16 protein-coding genes and 1 tRNA gene are annotated in these 15,777 nt (G+C 60.3%); 10 read left to right on the top strand and 7 right to left on the bottom strand.

Translation table 11 applies throughout. The features are described 5' to 3' along the window. The first annotated feature begins 15 nt into the window (after positions 1-15). On the top strand, positions 16-816 hold the full coding sequence (locus tag QTL95_RS28310; RefSeq protein WP_289723138.1) for a sulfite exporter TauE/SafE family protein: 801 nt from the start codon (positions 16-18) through the stop codon (positions 814-816). A gap of 4 nt (positions 817-820) precedes the next feature. Here QTL95_RS28310 and QTL95_RS28305 read toward each other — a convergent pair whose 3' ends face one another. The 5 genes from QTL95_RS28305 to QTL95_RS28285 all read right to left on the bottom strand — a co-directional run bounded on the left by QTL95_RS28305 (position 821) and on the right by QTL95_RS28285 (position 6,751). Beyond that, positions 821-1,846: a DNA polymerase III subunit delta' gene (locus QTL95_RS28305; protein WP_289723137.1), complete on the bottom strand. Its 1,026-nt coding sequence runs from the start codon at positions 1,844-1,846 to the stop codon at positions 821-823. After that, positions 1,839-2,522: a dTMP kinase gene (gene tmk, locus QTL95_RS28300; protein ID WP_289723136.1), complete on the bottom strand. Its 684-nt coding sequence runs from the start codon at positions 2,520-2,522 to the stop codon at positions 1,839-1,841. Before tmk ends, QTL95_RS28305 begins: the two co-directional genes overlap by 8 nt. A gap of 127 nt (positions 2,523-2,649) precedes the next feature. Then, positions 2,650-3,846 (bottom strand): D-alanyl-D-alanine carboxypeptidase family protein, encoded by a 1,197-nt coding sequence (locus QTL95_RS28295; protein WP_289723135.1) that lies wholly within the window; start codon positions 3,844-3,846, stop codon positions 2,650-2,652. Positions 3,847-3,917: 71 nt separating this feature from the next. Beyond that, a complete protein-coding gene (locus tag QTL95_RS28290) occupies positions 3,918-4,991 on the bottom strand; it encodes a septal ring lytic transglycosylase RlpA family protein (RefSeq protein WP_289723134.1) in 1,074 nt (357 codons plus the stop codon). Positions 4,992-5,188: 197 nt separating this feature from the next. Then, complete coding sequence (locus tag QTL95_RS28285; protein WP_289723133.1) at positions 5,189-6,751, bottom strand: FAD-dependent oxidoreductase; 1,563 nt, start codon at positions 6,749-6,751, stop codon at positions 5,189-5,191. A 242-nt stretch (positions 6,752-6,993) separates the two neighbouring features. Here QTL95_RS28285 and QTL95_RS28280 point away from each other — a divergent pair. The 6 genes from QTL95_RS28280 (at position 6,994) to QTL95_RS28255 (ending at position 12,932) form a co-directional block, all read left to right on the top strand. Next, positions 6,994-7,083, top strand: a tRNA-Ser gene (locus QTL95_RS28280). 311 nt (positions 7,084-7,394) lie between these two features. After that, a complete protein-coding gene (locus QTL95_RS28275) occupies positions 7,395-7,643 on the top strand; it encodes a helix-turn-helix domain-containing protein (RefSeq protein WP_336622299.1) in 249 nt (82 codons plus the stop codon). Next, the gene (locus QTL95_RS28270; protein WP_289723132.1) at positions 7,640-8,467 is read left to right on the top strand and encodes a hypothetical protein; all 828 of its coding nucleotides are present in this window, start codon (positions 7,640-7,642) and stop codon (positions 8,465-8,467) included. The genes QTL95_RS28275 and QTL95_RS28270 overlap by 4 nt, the downstream gene beginning before the upstream one ends. Positions 8,468-8,549: 82 nt before the next feature. Further along, complete coding sequence (locus QTL95_RS28265) at positions 8,550-8,807, top strand: hypothetical protein (protein ID WP_289723131.1); 258 nt, start codon at positions 8,550-8,552, stop codon at positions 8,805-8,807. Positions 8,808-8,966: 159 nt separating this feature from the next. Continuing rightward, a complete protein-coding gene (locus QTL95_RS28260; RefSeq protein ID WP_289723130.1) occupies positions 8,967-11,732 on the top strand; it encodes a DUF3987 domain-containing protein in 2,766 nt (921 codons plus the stop codon). 882 nt (positions 11,733-12,614) lie between these two features. Beyond that, positions 12,615-12,932, top strand: a complete 318-nt coding sequence (locus QTL95_RS28255; RefSeq protein WP_289723129.1) for a hypothetical protein — start codon at positions 12,615-12,617, stop codon at positions 12,930-12,932. 5 nt (positions 12,933-12,937) lie between these two features. Here the strand turns inward: QTL95_RS28255 and QTL95_RS28250 are convergent, their stop codons facing one another. Next, positions 12,938-13,204, bottom strand: a complete 267-nt coding sequence (locus QTL95_RS28250; RefSeq protein WP_289723128.1) for a helix-turn-helix domain-containing protein — start codon at positions 13,202-13,204, stop codon at positions 12,938-12,940. Between the two features lie 137 nt (positions 13,205-13,341). Between QTL95_RS28250 and QTL95_RS28245 the strand changes: the two genes are divergently transcribed. Further along, positions 13,342-13,617 (top strand): hypothetical protein, encoded by a 276-nt coding sequence (locus QTL95_RS28245; protein ID WP_289723127.1) that lies wholly within the window; start codon positions 13,342-13,344, stop codon positions 13,615-13,617. On the opposite strand, the gene QTL95_RS28240 is transcribed toward QTL95_RS28245, so the two are convergent. Then, positions 13,575-14,216 carry a recombinase family protein gene (locus tag QTL95_RS28240; RefSeq protein ID WP_289723126.1) on the bottom strand — a complete coding sequence of 214 codons (642 nt, stop codon included), beginning with the start codon at positions 14,214-14,216 and terminating at the stop codon, positions 13,575-13,577. The genes QTL95_RS28245 and QTL95_RS28240 overlap by 43 nt on opposite strands. Before the next feature lie 584 nt (positions 14,217-14,800). Between QTL95_RS28240 and QTL95_RS28235 the strand changes: the two genes are divergently transcribed. Both QTL95_RS28235 and QTL95_RS28230 read left to right on the top strand, forming a co-directional pair. After that, positions 14,801-15,313 carry a hypothetical protein gene (locus tag QTL95_RS28235; RefSeq protein WP_289723125.1) on the top strand — a complete coding sequence of 171 codons (513 nt, stop codon included), beginning with the start codon at positions 14,801-14,803 and terminating at the stop codon, positions 15,311-15,313. After that, positions 15,306-15,773 (top strand): hypothetical protein, encoded by a 468-nt coding sequence (locus tag QTL95_RS28230; RefSeq protein ID WP_289723124.1) that lies wholly within the window; start codon positions 15,306-15,308, stop codon positions 15,771-15,773. The genes QTL95_RS28235 and QTL95_RS28230 overlap by 8 nt, the downstream gene beginning before the upstream one ends. The last annotated feature ends 4 nt before the right edge of the window (positions 15,774-15,777 follow it).

The following is a 15,777-nucleotide window of genomic DNA, read 5'->3' as shown; positions in this document are numbered from 1 at the left end:
CCAGAGGTCGGCTGCTTGACGTTCCTTTCCGATTTTAATCCGCTCTACTCGCTGTCCGGCCTATTCGTCGGCGCGCTCGTCGGCATTACAGGCGTCGGCGGCGGATCGCTCATGACGCCGCTGCTGGTGCTTCTGTTCGGCGTCCATCCGGCCACGGCCGTTGGCACCGACCTGCTCTATGCCGCCGTCACCAAATCAGCCGGCACGGCTGTGCATGGCATGCATGGACGCGTCAACTGGCGGGTCGTCGGCTGCCTGGCTGCGGGCAGCGTGCCCGCAGCGCTGCTGATGCTCTGGCTGATGGCAGGTGTCGACCGCAAGAGCATCGGTGTTGCCCATACCATCACGACGGCGCTTGGCTGGCTGCTGGTCCTCACTGCCGTGATGCTGATCTTCCGCAAGCCGGTGCTCGCCTTTGCCCGGCGCGCGATGGGCGAGCGATCCGCGCCCTCGCCCCTCACCGTCTCTGCCTTCACCGTAATCCTCGGGCTCGCGCTCGGCATCCTGGTGACGCTGACCTCGGTCGGCGCCGGCGCGCTCGGGGTCACCGTCCTTCTTGTGCTCTATCCGCGCCTCGATGTCCGCGAAATCGTCGGTTCCGATATCGTCCATGCCGTGCCGCTGACGCTGATCGGCGGCATGGGCTACTGGATGATCGGTGAGATCGACTGGGGCATGCTGCTCGCGCTGCTTGTAGGCTCGATCCCCGGCATCATTGCCGGCAGCCTGCTCGCGCCGAAGCTGCACGAGCGCACTATCCGCATCGTACTGGCTCTGACGCTCGCCGTTGTCGCCTGGAAACTCCTGACCGCCTGATAGTTTACGGCCCCGGTTGCTTGATCTCGCCGAGAATGCCGAGGATCGTCTGCTTGCGATCGAGATTATAGGCATCGGAAACGGCGAAGCGTTCGATGATATCGGCATGCAGGCGCGAGAGGCGCTCGGCGGCCGCCACCTGGCCGGCAATCGCGGCGGCGCGCGCGCGCGCCATCAGATCGTCGCCGATATGGCTTGCAAAGAACTCGAAGATCGTATCGCTGTCCTTGCCGGAAACCGCGTCGGCCAAGCGATGCATCGCCTTGCGTGCGGAAGGACCTTGCGCGGACAAGACCTCCTCATAGGCCGCGATGATCTCGCCGCCGCCATAGTTGATCAGCTTCAGCGCCTCTCCGACGCTGCCGTTGGCTGCCGCGAGCAGACCGGCGTCGCCGGCATCGACGCCGAGATTGGCCAGCGCCCTGTTCATCGCATCGTCGCGAAGGGCAGAGAGCTTCAGCGGCAGGCAGCGCGAGCGAATTGTCGGCAGCAGTTTGCCCGGCGCATGCGAGATCAACAGGAACAGCGCCCGCTTCGGCGGCTCCTCCAGGATCTTCAGGATGGCGTTGGCGGCGTTGCGGTTCATGTCGTCGGCCGGATCGATGATGACGATGCGCCAATTTCCGGTGCCCGATGTCTGCGAGAAGAAGCGGCCTGCCCGTCTCGCCTCCTCCACCGTGATTGCGGATTTCACCTTGCCGGTCTTTTCGTCGACCGGGCGGGCGAGGTGCAGGACGTTGTGCGACGCGCCGGATGAAATCTGGCGGCTAACCGCCGAGGACGGATCGGGGTCTGCCATGCGCTCAGGCGCCGTCAGCGGATCGGGGTGTGAAAGCACATGATTGACGAAGCGGAAGGCCAGCGTCGCCTTGCCGATGCCCTGTGGCCCCTCGATCAGGATCGCGTGGTGGTTCTTGCCGGAGCGGTAGCACTGCGCCAGGAAGGCTTCCGCCTCCTCGTGGCCGAAAAGCTTGGTGTTGTCTGCGGGCCAGATGGCACCGTCGAGGAGGCCCGGGCGTTCGTCACTCATCGCTCACCTCCGCCAGACTGTTTGTAACCTTCGGCTCGAGCAGGCGATCAACATGCTCGCGGACGAGAGCCGCGATCTGCTCTTCCGGCTGCGTCGCATCGATGACATGGCAGCGCTCCGGTTCGCGGGAGGCGATGTCGAGAAAAGCTTCGCGGCGCTTTTCATGCGTCTCCATCTCCTCCTTCTCGAAGCGATCTGGCGCGACATCACCGGCCGCGCCGCGGCGTCTTGCGCGCTCCAGGCCCGTCCGGGCAGGAAGATCGAGGATCAAGGTGCAATCGGGCACGATGCCGTTGATGGCAACGCGCTGCAGGGTCTCGATGAATTCGGGTTCCAAATTGCCGGTCACGCCCTGATAGACGCGCGAGGAGTCGATGAAGCGGTCGCAGAGCACGATCATACCCGCTGATATCGCCGGGCGAATGAGTTCCTCGACGTGGTCGTTGCGGGCCGCGGCGAACAGGATCGCCTCCATGCGCGTGCCGAAGGCTTCGGCGGCGCCGGATAGCAGCACATGGCGCACGGCCTCTGCTCCTTTCGATCCGCCAGGTTCGCGCGTCAGAAGCACGTCATGCCCACGCGCCCGGAGCGATTCGGCGAGATGGCGGATCTGCGTGGACTTTCCCGCACCTTCTCCGCCCTCGAACGTAACGAATAATCCAGCAGCTCCCGGCAATGATACTTTCCTGCATTTCGACGCGCGCGCCCGCGTCCCTATCCTAGCTCTAGCCGAAGACGCTCCAGAGTGAAACCTTCAAGGGGTCTAGGCGTGCGGATACTCACGGTGATCGCAAATGCGATGCTTACGTGGCCTCTGGCTTATCCCATAGCCATGAAAATAGCAGCGTTTCACCAAGTTCCATCACGGCATCGATGGCTCGGCTGCTCAGCGAGCCGACGCCAACGCTCTCCTTGGTATAGAGCGGAACCTCGCGAAGGAGCCTGGCTCCAGCCATGACCCGCAACGTCCCCACCTCTCGGCCCGCTTCGACGGGTGCCGCCAGCGGCCACCGGTAGATGATGCGCGCTGACAGGCGTTCCGGATTGCTGGTCGGGATATAGACGCTGAGCGGCACCTTGGCGACCAGATCGACGCTGCGCGATGTACCGCCATAGACGCTCGCGGAACCGATGACCTCATTATCCGCGAATAGCTGCCGGCTCTCGAATGATGTCAGGCCCCATTCGAGAACGCGTCGCGCCTCTTCCGTGCGTTCCTTGTCCGACGCAATGCCGCCGAGCGCCAGAAACAGCCGCCGGCCGTTGTTCTGGGCGGAAGCGACGATCGAATAGCCCTCGCCTTCGGCAAAGCCCGTCGCCAGGCCATCGACGCCAAGACCGAGGCCAAGCAGCGGATTGCGGTTTCGCTGGAAGATCTTGTTCCATTCGAAATCCGGCATTGCGAAATAGGCATAAAGCTCCGGATAGGCGCTCTGCAGCTCTGCTGCGAGCGTGACCATATCGAAGGCGGTCGTCTTGCTCTTGCCGTCAGGCAGGCCGGTGGAGTTGCCGAAGATCGAGCGCTGCATGCCGAGCGTCTTTGCCCGCCGCGTCATGGCATCGGCAAAACCGAGCTCGCCGCCGCTCATCCCTTCGGCCAGTATGATGCAGCTGTCGTTGGCGCCCTGGATCGCGATGCCCTTGATGAGGTCCTCGACGCGCACATTCGACTTCAGCGCCGCGAACATCGTTGCCGTGCGCGACGGCGCGCCACCGGTCCGCCACGCGTTCTCGGAGACCGGATATTGCGTATCGAGGGTGATCTGCTTGTTGGTGACGGCGCCGAAAACGAGCTCCATCGTCATCAACTTGGCAAGCGATGCCGGCGAGAAGGTCTGGTTTTCGTTCTTGGCGAGCAGGACCGTTCCGGTCGAAGCTTCGATCATATAGGCTTGTGCGGCCTTGGTCACGAAAGCAGGCGCCTGATCGCCTCCGGCGGCGAGCGCGCCGGAGGCCAGAGGCAGAAGGCAGGCGCAAATCCTGATCACGCGCTTGAACATCCGGACCCCCATGCAAACCAGCGACACGTAGCGATTTTAGATGCGGATCGGCGCGGTTACAACCGACCCGATCACTTGCTTTTCTGGCGCTTCCACGATTTCAGGATCGCATCCTGCGTCAGCCCGTCGTTGCGAACCATGACCGCGTCGAAGGCGAGGTCGACGGTAACCGTCTTCACCGCCTCTTCCTGATAGCCCATGGCCAGCGAGCCCTGCGGGCCGCCATAAGGCCGTTCATAGGGAACGGGTCCAATTTCTGGCAGGAATACCGTCTGCTCGAAGGTCGGCGCTCCGTTGCCGAAGGACGGCGCGCGCAGCGGTGTCGGGACCGGCGCCTCGTAAGGACCGCCGCTCGGCGTGGAGCCGGCGTAGGAGGTGGCGGACAGGGGAACCGGCACGTTTGACGGCGCTGAGTAATCGCCGGCACTCCTCAACTGATCGGCGGTGATCCGCTTGCTGTTCGACGCAACCATGACACCGCTGGCGATCTGCCCTTCGCCCGGATTGATGCCGGGCATACGGCTACCCTTCGGCACATAAGACGCCATCAGATAGGGCATGTCGTGGCCGTCCATGCGGGCCTTGCCGACATACTGCACGCGAACATTGCCGGTGCCGCTGTGCTGCAAGTCGAGCATATCGGCGGTCTTGTTCGACAGGTCGATGATGCGGCCCTCATGATAGGGCCCTCGATCGTTGACGCGAACGATGACGGACGAACCGTTTTCGATATTGGTGACGCGGGCGTAGCTCGGCAGCGGGAATGTCGGATGCGCGGCGGAAAGGTGCATCTGGTCGTAAACTTCGCCGTTGGCCGTCAGGCGGCCATGGAAGGCCGAACCGTACCACGAGGCGATGCCCACCTTGTTGTAGGAGAAGTCTTCCTTCGGGTAATACATCTTACCCTTGACCATGTAGGGATTGCCGACGATGTAGCGACCGCCGCCCTTGGGAATGTTGTTGCCGGTGGCGACGCGCGGGCTCGCCTTGACGCCATATTCCTTCTCGGAGAAATATTCCTTACCGTGGGTGCGCTTGGCCACTGTGGGCGCCGTGCCGCATGCCGTGACCGTCGCACAGATCAGTGACAGACCAAGCCATCGCATTCCCGTCGCAAATGACGCCGCCCCGTAGTCTCGTCTCATATGTCCCACGCCGCAAAAGACCGTTATGGTTAAGAATTCCGCCCCAATATGGGTCAGCCACCCCTAGTCCCATCAACCTAACGAGACTTTAATCATGCGGCTTTCATGGCAAATTTGCGAAACCTTTCGCGAAGATCGGGACAATTCTAATTAACATGGTTAATAAATAGCTAATATTTAAAGCGCGAAAGCCACACTCAGGCGGTATCCGTCGATGCGGTCGACATTACTTCACGGTCGCCACTCAGGATTTTCGCGATATACTGCCCTACTCTCAGAGCATTTGCCGCGATCGTGAGACTGGGATTGACGCCGCCGCTGCTTGGAAAGAACGATCCGTCGACGACAAACAGGTTCTGCAAATCATGCGTTCTATTGTTCCTGTCGAGCACGGAGCTTTCCGGATCGTCACCGAACCGGCAGGTTCCGCAAGCGTGGCCGAAATTGAGATTTACGCCTGAATGGAGAATGAAGACCCAGTGGCCAGCGAAGGCGGTGCGATAAAGCCGCCGGAACCAGGCGGTCCGGCGCTTCAGTTCATCATGCGCGGTATACACGATACGGATCGCGGCCGGCGTCGCCGTCCCAGGCAGGACCCGATTTTCCCAATAGGGATAGTCTTCCAAGATCGATGCGAAGACGACCGCCCGGCCGAAAACCCACGCGCCGATCAGACCTGGTATGTGCGTTAGTTGACGCAGGAATCGCGGCCAGCGAATTCCGCTGCGATCAAGCTTCTGCTTTAGGAAATAAACGATATTTCCCCTGCCCGCAGTTAGCCCGGTCGATTGGATCTGGCCGAATTTCTCGCCCTCGTGCCAATAGAAATCGCGAAACGCGATCGACTTTGCCGTCGACGAGACCCTCACACGACCGCGCGGCCATACCGCCATCATGTCGCTGACGTGAAACATCAGGTTTCGACCGACCAGTCCGGACGAATTGGCAATGCCGTCCGGCCAGTCCGCACTCGTCGAGTTGAGCATGAGAACAGGCGTAGACAACGCCCCCGCTGCCATGACGTAAACCATCGCCTTCACCTCGAACTCGCCGTTCTCGGTCTCGCACAAGAGCCCGGTCACGCCTTCGCGTGTCGCTTCAATGCGCTTGACGGCGCAGTTGGGAAGGAGATGCACATCGCCGAGCGCCGTCGCGGGCTCGAGAAAAGCGGTCATTGCGTCGATCTTGCCGCCGCGCTCCCTGTCGCCGGCATTATGCAGCTGATAGGGATGCATGCCATTCTTATGCAGAGAGCCAAAGAAGTGCTGATCGCCGGGACTGAGCGGGGGCGGATCAGGAAGATCGGTCGGGTCCGACTGCAGCGGGTCGCCTCCTCCCCTGGCTCCGAGCCGTTCCTCCGCCAGACGATAAAATGGCGCGAGGTCATCGTAGGAAATCGGCCATGACGGAGCGACGCGTTGTTGCTCCGGGCCGCTCATGAAATCGTCTCTCTGCAAGCGCTCAAGAGCGCCGGCATAAAGAAGCGTCGAGCCGCCGGCACCGCATCCCAGCGCAGCAAAGAAGCTCGAATCGACGGAATCGATCGTAGCCTCTATCTGATCCGGCCAGCGGCCCGCCCGCATTCGCGCGTCAGGATCGAGAGAGTCGGCACCCGCCCCGTCGGTATCGACACGTGCCCAGCCTTTCTCGATGACCAGCACCTTTTGCCCGGACGTGGCGAGCGAATAAGCAAGCGCCGCTCCGCCCATTCCAGCCCCGACGATCGCTACATCCCATTCCTCCGCACTCGGATCGCGCATGTTTGCCCCCCGGCAACTTTCGCTGAGCTAACGTATGATATCGGTGCCGCCAAAGAACAGCAAAGTCAAGATTATCCAATAGACTGCGCGGCGCGGCGGCAGCGCTTCCAAGACGCATCGCAAGACTTACAGATCGTCCAGGCCAGCCAATGAATGCCTGGCGCAAGGCGGCCCGAAAGACGCCGATGCTGCGGAACAGGTTGACGCTGCAAATCGAACGGCTATAAAGCCGGGAAACCGATGGAAGAGTGTCCGAGTGGTTTAAGGAACCGGTCTTGAAAACCGGCGTGCGGGAGACCGTACCGTGGGTTCGAATCCCACCTCTTCCGCCATAACACGCCTTAAACCGCTGTTTTTAAATCACTATTTTAGCGCGACCGTGATCGCCCTAGCATTTACCCTAACTTCGATCTCCCCTGAACCGCGCGTTATCACTGCGTTGGGGGTATTCCGCACGCCAAAAGCTAAAACACACGCTTAGGTATGTCACTTATATGGCACCTGTATGTCACGAGCGCGGATTATGAATTGTGTAGCGGACAAAATGTCCTAGTTATTACATGTACTTAAATCTTATCTGGCTTCTTGACTTGGGTGGAAAAGGGCACGACTATACATTGCAGAACTAGGAGAACCATCTGCGATGACCTCTTCAGCATCCCCCAAAGTAATGACGATCAATGAGTGCGCCACATATCTGCGGTCCTCGCGCAACCACATCTACAACTTAATGCGCCGTGGGGATCTCCCGTCCATCAAGATCGGCGGCCGGCGGCTTCTTCGCCTCAGCGATGTGGACGGGCTGATCGATCAGAACGTTGTCAAATTCCAGCCTTCACGCCGGTCTGCGCCCTGTCTCGTCCGGATTGCTTCGGAAGGGATATTCGGATGAGCAACCACTATGAGGTCTTCGCCGACAAACCTGCAGAGAATTCGGATTACGAGTTCTATACCGCCGGCTTTGAGATCCTGATGGAAAAGCCCTACCTATCGGAACTTGTTGCGGCGCTCTCGTCGCCTGAAAGGCCGGTGGGCGCATTCGCGGGTTACATCGCGATGTTATACGATAACAAGCGGCGGTCGGTCATCTGTGAGATGCGCGACGCCGGCCTGCTCAACGCCCCCAACTTCGCAAACTCCGTGGAATTGCCCGGCTCAGTCGACGCGCTGATAGCAGAACTTGCGACCGGTCGCCTGGCTTCCATACGATCGGTGTTGGAATACGTGGGGCAAACACGCGACAGTGTTTATCGTATCCCTGCCTTCTTGCGGGTGCTGTCCGCCGCAGAAACCGTAGCAGGCAGCCCGACGGCGGCCGCCCACTTGCTTGGGCAAAACAGCGGCTCGTTCACCAAGGTTCTAACGCGGCACCATGTCGCCCGCGGCCGTTTGAGGTATGTGCAGGCGCTTCACTCATGGCTCGAGACATTCCGTCTGCCTGGCGTAGATATCATGGCTGCGATCAGCGAAGTCGACAGACTTTGGTTTCGCGCCCTGCGGGAGGTGCGAGAGAACGCGAAACGTGACGCCGCCTATAGGCGCCTTCGTGGACGCGTGTTGGCGGAGGCACTCAACGAAGAGCTGGAGCTGTGGCGACGGGCGCTTGATGCCGCAAACATGCTCGATGAAGCCGCGGGGCTTCCGTTGCGAACCTTGTTTTCGATTGCGATGTTGGACATGGCTTGCCCGATCCGAGATCGATCAGCAGCGGCATAGTGCGATTTCCGTGCTTTTGTCAGGGCTATATTCGCACCGCCAATCGCGACACGATTTGCCACCGACAACGAAAGGCAAGTCAATGTTCCTGACCAGATACCCCCGCGACCAAAAAGTTCTGACTGTTTCCGAAGCCGCCGCTTTCTTCGCCCGATCGACATCATGGGTCCGCGACGAGATCGCTGGCGGCAGATTGAAGACACTCCACCCCGCGGGGCGGCGCCCGTTCCTGGTCACTGAAGCCAGCGCGAAGGCCCTAAAACGGTTCATTCTAGAGCGGTCGCAGGCACCAGGCAAAAGGCTGCCGGCGCTTCGGCTCGTCGTCGACAACACAAAATGAAGGCCGGCGCGCACTGCGAATGCGACCGGCCTACAGGAAGAAGATATGCAACATCAACATATAGACGACCGGCATGGAAATCAATCTACCGGTGGCAACGGGCCCCGGCTCGGCGATCTGCTCAGCGGGAAAAATCCGCGCGTTGATCAGCAGAATTCCATGGTCCAGCCAAAAGCGCCCGATCTCGAAAGCGAGAAGACACTCTCCTGCTCGATGACGCTGGTCACAAGCAAACACCCGCTGACGAAAACAATTTCGCGCCTCTCCGATGGCACCCTGAAGAAATCAGGGGGCGTAGCGCTCGCCGAAGGGGCTGCGCGACGTGTCGACCTGGTTGGCGCGCCGAACGAGATCCTGCGGCAACTGTCGGGCCTTTTGGTCAACCTGACAGCGCACCAGGCGATTATATGCGCTCCGCCGCCAGCATCGAAACCGGAATGGCAGATCGTCTCCAGAGACGCGGCGCCGTATAACCAAGGCGCGATAACTCGCAGCAAGGAAAACTTCGTTCGCCGTGCCGAACCTGCAATCCTTGCGATGGACTTCGACACAGCCGAATTTCCTGACCAGCTGCTCGATCGGCTTCGAGACGCCGGCTCGGTATCGCACGCACTTGCTTCGGTTCACGCAGGTTTTCAACGCGCTGCCGTTATCAGTCGGAACTCGGTTTCGGCTGCTGTAGCGCAGCCCGGAAAGCACGTTTCCGGCCACCATCGCTATTATGTGGTGGCTGATGGTTCGGCTCTGGAAAGTTTCGCTCGAAACCTTGCCGACAGGCTGATGCTGTCCGGCTTTTTGTGGGGCAAGATCAGCGAGACGGGTGCAATTCTGCCGCGCACGATCTTCGACGTCCCCGCGACGGAGCAAGCCAGCAAGATTTTCTATGAGGCCGACCCGATCTTGCAAGATGGCTTGACCGCGACGCCTGGCGCCCGCGACGTGCACCGGACCGCAGGCGGTGTGTTGGACACTTCCGATCTTCTCCCTCTCACTGAAGCCGAGCGGAAGACACTGAGCGGGCATATCCGTGCGCTCGAAAAGCAACTGGAACCGGAGGCTCGGAAACAGCGCGACGCCTGGCAGAAACGGCGCATTGCCAATCTGGTCGCCAAGGGCATGAGCGAGGCCAAAGCTGTCAGAACGGTTACTTGCGCCCTCGAACGAAAGGAACTTGGCGAGGATTGGGAGATTGCGCTCGATGACGGCACGTTCGTGACTGTCGGGGAGATCCTCGCTGCCCCGGACGCATACCACAGAAAGACCTGCTCCGACCCAATGGAGCCGGACTATGGCGCCGGGCGCAACCTTGCCGTCATATACTCCGACCGGCATCCGGTGCGCATCTATTCTCACGCCCACGGCGGAATAGACTACATTCTGACACCGTCTCCGGAAACCTACTTCGACGTACTTCCAGATCTCGCAGAGGCGCCGCAGAAAGCGGACGGTCTCGAGCCTTTCGATATATTCGGTCACGACGACGTGGCAGAGCTTCGCGAACCGCCGCCCAACTGCCTGCCGCCGATCCTCGAACGGTGGGCGCGCAGCGAGGCACGACGGAAGGGTGTGTCGCTGGCATTCGCCGCCGCATCGGGATTGACCGCGGTCTGCGGCGCGATCGGCGGCTCTCTGCGTATCCAGGTCCGCGAACACGATGAGCATTTCACCGAGCCCGCGGCCCTGTGGACAGTGCTTGTGGCAAATCCTGGCAGCGCGAAGTCCGCAACCATCAATGCGGCGCTGGAACCCATCCGCACGCTGGAACGCAAGTGGCGACGTGAGGACGAGCCGAAACATGCGGAGTGGAGCAAGCGCGCGAAGCTCGCAGCCAAGGCAAAAACGGACATGCGCGCCGACCCGGAACCAAGACTTCGTCGGCTTCTGGTCGATGACGTCACGGCCGAGAAACAGATCATGCTGCACGCCGCAAATCCAAATGGCTTGCTGAGATCTACCGACGAACTGACTGGCATTCTCGAAAGCCTTGGCGCGTATAAGCGCTCCGGCGGCGGCGATCGCTCGTTCATGCTGCGTCTCTTCGATGGTGGCGAGATCAAAGTAGACCGCGTCACATCCGGTTCGCTTTTCGCAGAGCGAGGGCTGATGAGCATCCTGGCCGGAACGCAGCCCGACAAACTCCGTACCATGGTCCGAGATCTTCAAACCGACGGCCTGCTGCAGCGCTTCCTCTTTATCCTCGACGATGGAGAAAAGGTCGAGGCTGTCGACGAACCTGCCGACAGGTCGGCGCTCGTCGACTACGAAGCAATGCTCCGCGAATTTGCTTCGGCAAATTACCTGTTTCCGGCCTCGCTTAAAATGTCTGCGGCTGCCCGGCCGGTTTTCAAGGCGTTCATGACGGAGGTCAGCAACCTGGCGGAACTCCCCGCCGGTGTCTCCTGGCGGGGACATGTCCATAAAATGGAGAAGATCGCCGCGCGCGTAGTCCTCGCATTCCATGCAATGGACCAATTCGCGGTGATGGGGAGTGTCAGCGAAACGCTGGCGATTGACGACACCACGGTGACGCGTGCCCTCACCTTCACGCGCTTTCTGTTGCGCCACAGCCTGCGCTTTTACGAGCAGTTCTTCGATGCGGACCCCGCGCATACCGAGACGTTGGGGTTGGCGGGCTTTCTGTTGACGCGGCCAGAGCTGACGGAGATCAAGCGGCGCGACATTTATCAGGCGCGAGCAGCCTTGAAGGGCGCCGAAAACCGCAGAGCCCTCGTTGCCGTGGCGAGATCGCTGGAAGACGCCGGTTGGCTCGCGGTCACGGAGCGGGAAGCGGACGGGCCGTCGTCGTGGCGTGTTAATCCAAGAATTCATGTGCGCTTTAAGGATCGCGCAGCGCGAGAGCGCGCGGAGCGGTCGGCACGTCATGACGCAATCTTGCGTGCCGCCGATGCACGCCGCCGACTTTAAAGGGGACGGTTGCCGTGTTTGATCTTCAGGTTTGGGGTAATTGGGGCTTGTGCGCGCGAGGTAAATTTATCTCTCCGCCTTCTTCTTTACCTATTATATCCCCTCTCCCCACTCTTTGTGGAAAAGTACTACGTACGCGCAAGCCCCAATTACCCCAAAGGAAACGGCAACCTTCCTCACACGCTCACTGGCACGCTTCGGACATTCTGTCCTTGCCGCAGCCGGGTAATGGCTCGCCTCGATTTCGTCAGACCTCGATTTTCGATGGATACCTTAAGGGGCCGTGCCTTGGAATGTTGCCGCGGGGAGCGCACCGCCGATGAAGAAGCGGACGAGGTCGCGCCGGCCCCTGACGGCGTGGGAAAAATCCGCCGAGTTCCGAGCAATCGCAGTTGCGACCCTCCGGAAACTAAACGCCGAGCGCCATTTGCTCCCAAAATGCAAGGCAAAGGCGAAGTCGACAGGTGATCGCTGTAAGCACCCTGCCCTCGCAAACGGCACCTGTCAGTATCATGGGGGCCGGACGCCTAAAGGCAATGATTGGCACCTGACGCAGTGGCCCGACGGAAGCGCAGCGGACGCGGAAACAAAACTCGATCGGAAGCTTAGAGCCCAACAGCGTGCAGCCACGGCCAAAGCACGTCGCATGGCGTCGATGAGCGAACAAGAGCGGCAGCGACATTCGGCTTGGCAGAAAACCCACAGGCCAGGTCGAGCCAGTGACCGCGCCCGTTCAAAGAAGGAGCGAGCCGACGCCGCGTCCTTTGCGGCTAGCCTCGATGCACCGGCGGCGCCGATCTCAATTGAACAAGCACGGTTGGCGAACGAGCTACAGGCGCTGAGATACAAACTCGCGATCTTAGAAGGCGAAGGGATTTTCGGATGAGTGAGAAAAAGACAGCGGATCAGCCTATTCCGCAAGACGTTCGAAAGCTTATAGACGACGCGCTGCCGCGCATCTGTAAGCGCGCGATCGAGCTGATTGACAATCCCGCTGTAGCGCCGTCCGCGCAGGCGCAGATGATTTCAACGCTCTTCCGCGCAGCGGGCCTGTTCAACCCGGACAACGCGAAAAACAAGAAGCAGCCTCACGAGATGACAGCCGCGGAGCTCGCGGAAGAACTTGCCGAAGCCAGGTCGAAAGCGGCCGCTCTTATGAGGGGCGAGCGAGTTGAAAACGATCGGGGAATTTTGGGCTGATCGGCCTATCGCGATCGTGGCGCGCGTTTCGGTTTCAGAAGCGCCAGGCGCGCCCACTCCTGCGCGCTGATTGTAGGCTTCGTGTCTGCTGCTTGTGCTTTGGCCTGGACTTCGCGTTTGCTCGCCTCGATATATGCCAGCAAGTCGACCTCGTCGATAAGCAGCGGCCGCCCGGGGATATAGGGCAGCTTTCCGGAAAACCGGAGCCGCTTCACCTTCCCTCGACTGCAGCGAAGAATGTCGGCCACTTCTTGCTCCGTCAGCATCTTCATTCGTTTTCTCCCACGAAAAGCTCATGCTTGGTTAGCCCCGTCGTGTCTGTCAACGAGGTCGTTTTCGAACGCCATAACCTCATTTGACAGACATGCCTGTCATCGCAATCGTGGGCGGAAGACGTAGGGGATAGCCAATGAGCACTTACCAAGTTGCGGAAATCGATGCGCGAGGCTTCCTCGCACTGACGGTGGCAACCACGCGCCGGCGAGGGATCATTGTCGCCAAGGTGGCGTTAGCTGCGGGTCTGGATTGGGATCTACACTTTGGCGACGGCGATGCCGTCAGGTTCAATCTGTGCGCCGAGGCCGCACGGATCGACGCGGTCGTGAAAACGCTTCGTCGATCCCGCTTCCAGCCCGCCGACAATCACAAACCCCAAGCCTTCAAGGCGTCGTCCGCATCCGTCTGATTTGCTCGAATGCGAAGAACGGTCTGTCGCGTTAGGCCGGTGACCTTCGCGATCTCCGACGTGCCCGCGCCATCCGTCAGCATTGCGATCACCGTTTCAAGTTCTTTCCGGGTGTAAGAGGGTTTGCGTCCCTTGTAGACGCGCGTTCTGTTCTGCGCTCTGGCGTGCTCAATGCCAGCCTTTTGCGCCTCTTTCGTCGCTTCGGCTTGAGCTTGCGCCATGGCGGCCATGAACGCGACCAGTGCGTCGCGTACGGCCGCCTGCATTGGATCGGACGCGCTACCGTCGAAGGTCATGCCGTTGATCACCGTGCGGATCAGCACGCCTTTACGCATGAAATGGCGGATCGTGTCGGTGACGTCTTGATAATTTCGGCCAAGCCGGTCGACCCACCGCACGACGAGCGTGTCGCCCTTTCGGAGCATGTCGAAAAGCCGCTTGCCTTGCGGTCTTTCGGCTAACGGCACCTGTACGCCGGATACGCCCTCGTCGACAACGATTTCGTCGATCTCAAACCCGGCGGCTCGAGCCTGCGTTTCCTGGTGGGCGGCTGTCTGATCGTTCGTACTTACGCGAGCGTAAAGGATTGTCTTTGTCATTATCGCCTCAGTTTATGGGAAAGCCGGCGAGCGAGGTAAGCGTAGCTTCGCAACGCATGCGCAATGCAGGCCAATCGGAATGCTGTTGGATGCCTCGCAACTCCTCGACGGCCAACGATGCGGTGCGGAGATCGAGCCGGTTAAGAGCGTCGCGCATTTCGGCGCATACGCTGGTGTAATACTGGAATTCAGATGCGCGGGTCACAGACTGCATTTTCGTAAACCTCATGTGTACGTATTGGTGATGTACGAACAATGATATGTACGTTGACGGTTGTCAAGCCCGTGCGTACACCTTTCTTGTGCTCCTCCTTGGTGACCGCATTGGTATGCCCTAGCGGACACTGTGAATGGCGAGGTCGAGGAAAGTACGGATATCGCGCGAGCCGCCGATCGGCCCGTGCCCCAACGGTTGCCGCACCCCGGCCGGTCCACCCCCTGGCCCACTCCCAACGCGCGAGCGGAAACGGCGTACCCTGCTCGCACAAAAATGCGCCCCGCTGGAACTTTTGGACACCCCGGCGCGAATATTCGCGGCTTGCCCCCCGTAGTATCGCGCTGCACTCCCGCATAGCTTTGACAGCATGAGAGACAGCGGAACCGCATCTGCAAACGACGTCCCCGGATCGGGCTCTGAGGCCTGTTCAACTTCGATGTCCTATCATGCTGGAAACATTGCCGACGAACTGCTCAGGGCTGTCGATGGCGACACCGCGTATCACGTTTCCGGCGCTCTCGACGTAATGCTCGGCGTGGCCGACAGAACTGGCCTTGAACCGCTTTGTTCAAAGCGCCGCGGTGACCTCCTTGCGGCTCTCGCGAACGTCGAATTCGCCGTCCTCCGCATATTCAGGCTGGAAGATCAAAATGAGGTGCGACGTTCGCTCGCCGCGTTTCGCACAGTGGTCGAATGCTGGAACGAGGACGCCCACCCTTCAGCAAGGGTGAAGATCGACCACGAGCGGCGGCTCCGTCTCCGGTGGCTACAGAATGCCTGTTTTAACATAAGCATCATCGAGGAATTGGCCGCGCGGGCCGCTGAGCGCAGAGCTAGCGCTGTCGGAAAGCTGAAGCAGTTAGGTTTTGCAAATGGCTGACGTAGCGGATGTGAACATCGGATTGTTGCTCGAAGCTGCAAAACGTTCGTTTGCTAGCGTCTGCGAGCACGACAAGCCAATGGAGAACGCCATGGTCGGCTTGGACACGCTTCTTCGCGCCGTGAGCCACACGCCGTCGATCGCGAAACACTATCCGGCTTATGCCGGAGATCTGCTCCACCTGTTTTTCGCGGCAACCCTCGTTCTTGGCGAGGTCGCTACCCGCTACATTCCGCGCGAACGTCTCGATCTATCCATGGCAGCCGCTAGTGCGCTCATCACCGGCGCACCCGGCGATCCGCTTCGCGATGACCGGGTGCTTTACGCTGCCGCCTTGAGCCATGAACTCGCAGCCGCAATCTGCAGACGGGAAATCGCCCGGCGCGGAGATCCGGTCGCTCGCGAAGTCGCCGTCCACCGTGCAGCGGGTGCCATTGTCCCCGAACATCGTTTGCAGTGAGGAA

Source organism: Rhizobium sp. S152, from assembly GCF_030380735.1.
Classification (GTDB): domain Bacteria; phylum Pseudomonadota; class Alphaproteobacteria; order Rhizobiales; family Rhizobiaceae; genus Rhizobium.
Note: the sequence above shows the minus strand (reverse complement) of the source record. Positions and strands in the feature narration are given on the sequence as shown.

Excerpts from the sequence above, each read along its gene's own strand:
- QTL95_RS28230 (WP_289723124.1), top strand. The coding sequence starts at position 15,306 with ATGGCTGACGTAGCGGATGTGAACATCGGATTGTTGCTCGAAGCTGCA.
- QTL95_RS28265 (WP_289723131.1), top strand. The coding sequence starts at position 8,550 with ATGTTCCTGACCAGATACCCCCGCGACCAAAAAGTTCTGACTGTTTCC.
- QTL95_RS28235 (WP_289723125.1), top strand. The coding sequence starts at position 14,801 with ATGAGAGACAGCGGAACCGCATCTGCAAACGACGTCCCCGGATCGGGC.
- QTL95_RS28240 (WP_289723126.1), bottom strand. The coding sequence starts at position 14,216 with ATGACAAAGACAATCCTTTACGCTCGCGTAAGTACGAACGATCAGACA.
- QTL95_RS28255 (WP_289723129.1), top strand. The coding sequence starts at position 12,615 with ATGAGTGAGAAAAAGACAGCGGATCAGCCTATTCCGCAAGACGTTCGA.
- QTL95_RS28305 (WP_289723137.1), bottom strand. The coding sequence starts at position 1,846 with ATGAGTGACGAACGCCCGGGCCTCCTCGACGGTGCCATCTGGCCCGCA.
- QTL95_RS28275 (WP_336622299.1), top strand. The coding sequence starts at position 7,395 with ATGACCTCTTCAGCATCCCCCAAAGTAATGACGATCAATGAGTGCGCC.
- QTL95_RS28295 (WP_289723135.1), bottom strand. The coding sequence starts at position 3,846 with ATGTTCAAGCGCGTGATCAGGATTTGCGCCTGCCTTCTGCCTCTGGCC.
- QTL95_RS28250 (WP_289723128.1), bottom strand. The coding sequence starts at position 13,204 with ATGAAGATGCTGACGGAGCAAGAAGTGGCCGACATTCTTCGCTGCAGT.
- QTL95_RS28285 (WP_289723133.1), bottom strand. The coding sequence starts at position 6,751 with ATGCGCGATCCGAGTGCGGAGGAATGGGATGTAGCGATCGTCGGGGCT.
- QTL95_RS28270 (WP_289723132.1), top strand. The coding sequence starts at position 7,640 with ATGAGCAACCACTATGAGGTCTTCGCCGACAAACCTGCAGAGAATTCG.
- QTL95_RS28245 (WP_289723127.1), top strand. The coding sequence starts at position 13,342 with ATGAGCACTTACCAAGTTGCGGAAATCGATGCGCGAGGCTTCCTCGCA.
- QTL95_RS28260 (WP_289723130.1), top strand. The coding sequence starts at position 8,967 with ATGGTCCAGCCAAAAGCGCCCGATCTCGAAAGCGAGAAGACACTCTCC.
- QTL95_RS28290 (WP_289723134.1), bottom strand. The coding sequence starts at position 4,991 with ATGAGACGAGACTACGGGGCGGCGTCATTTGCGACGGGAATGCGATGG.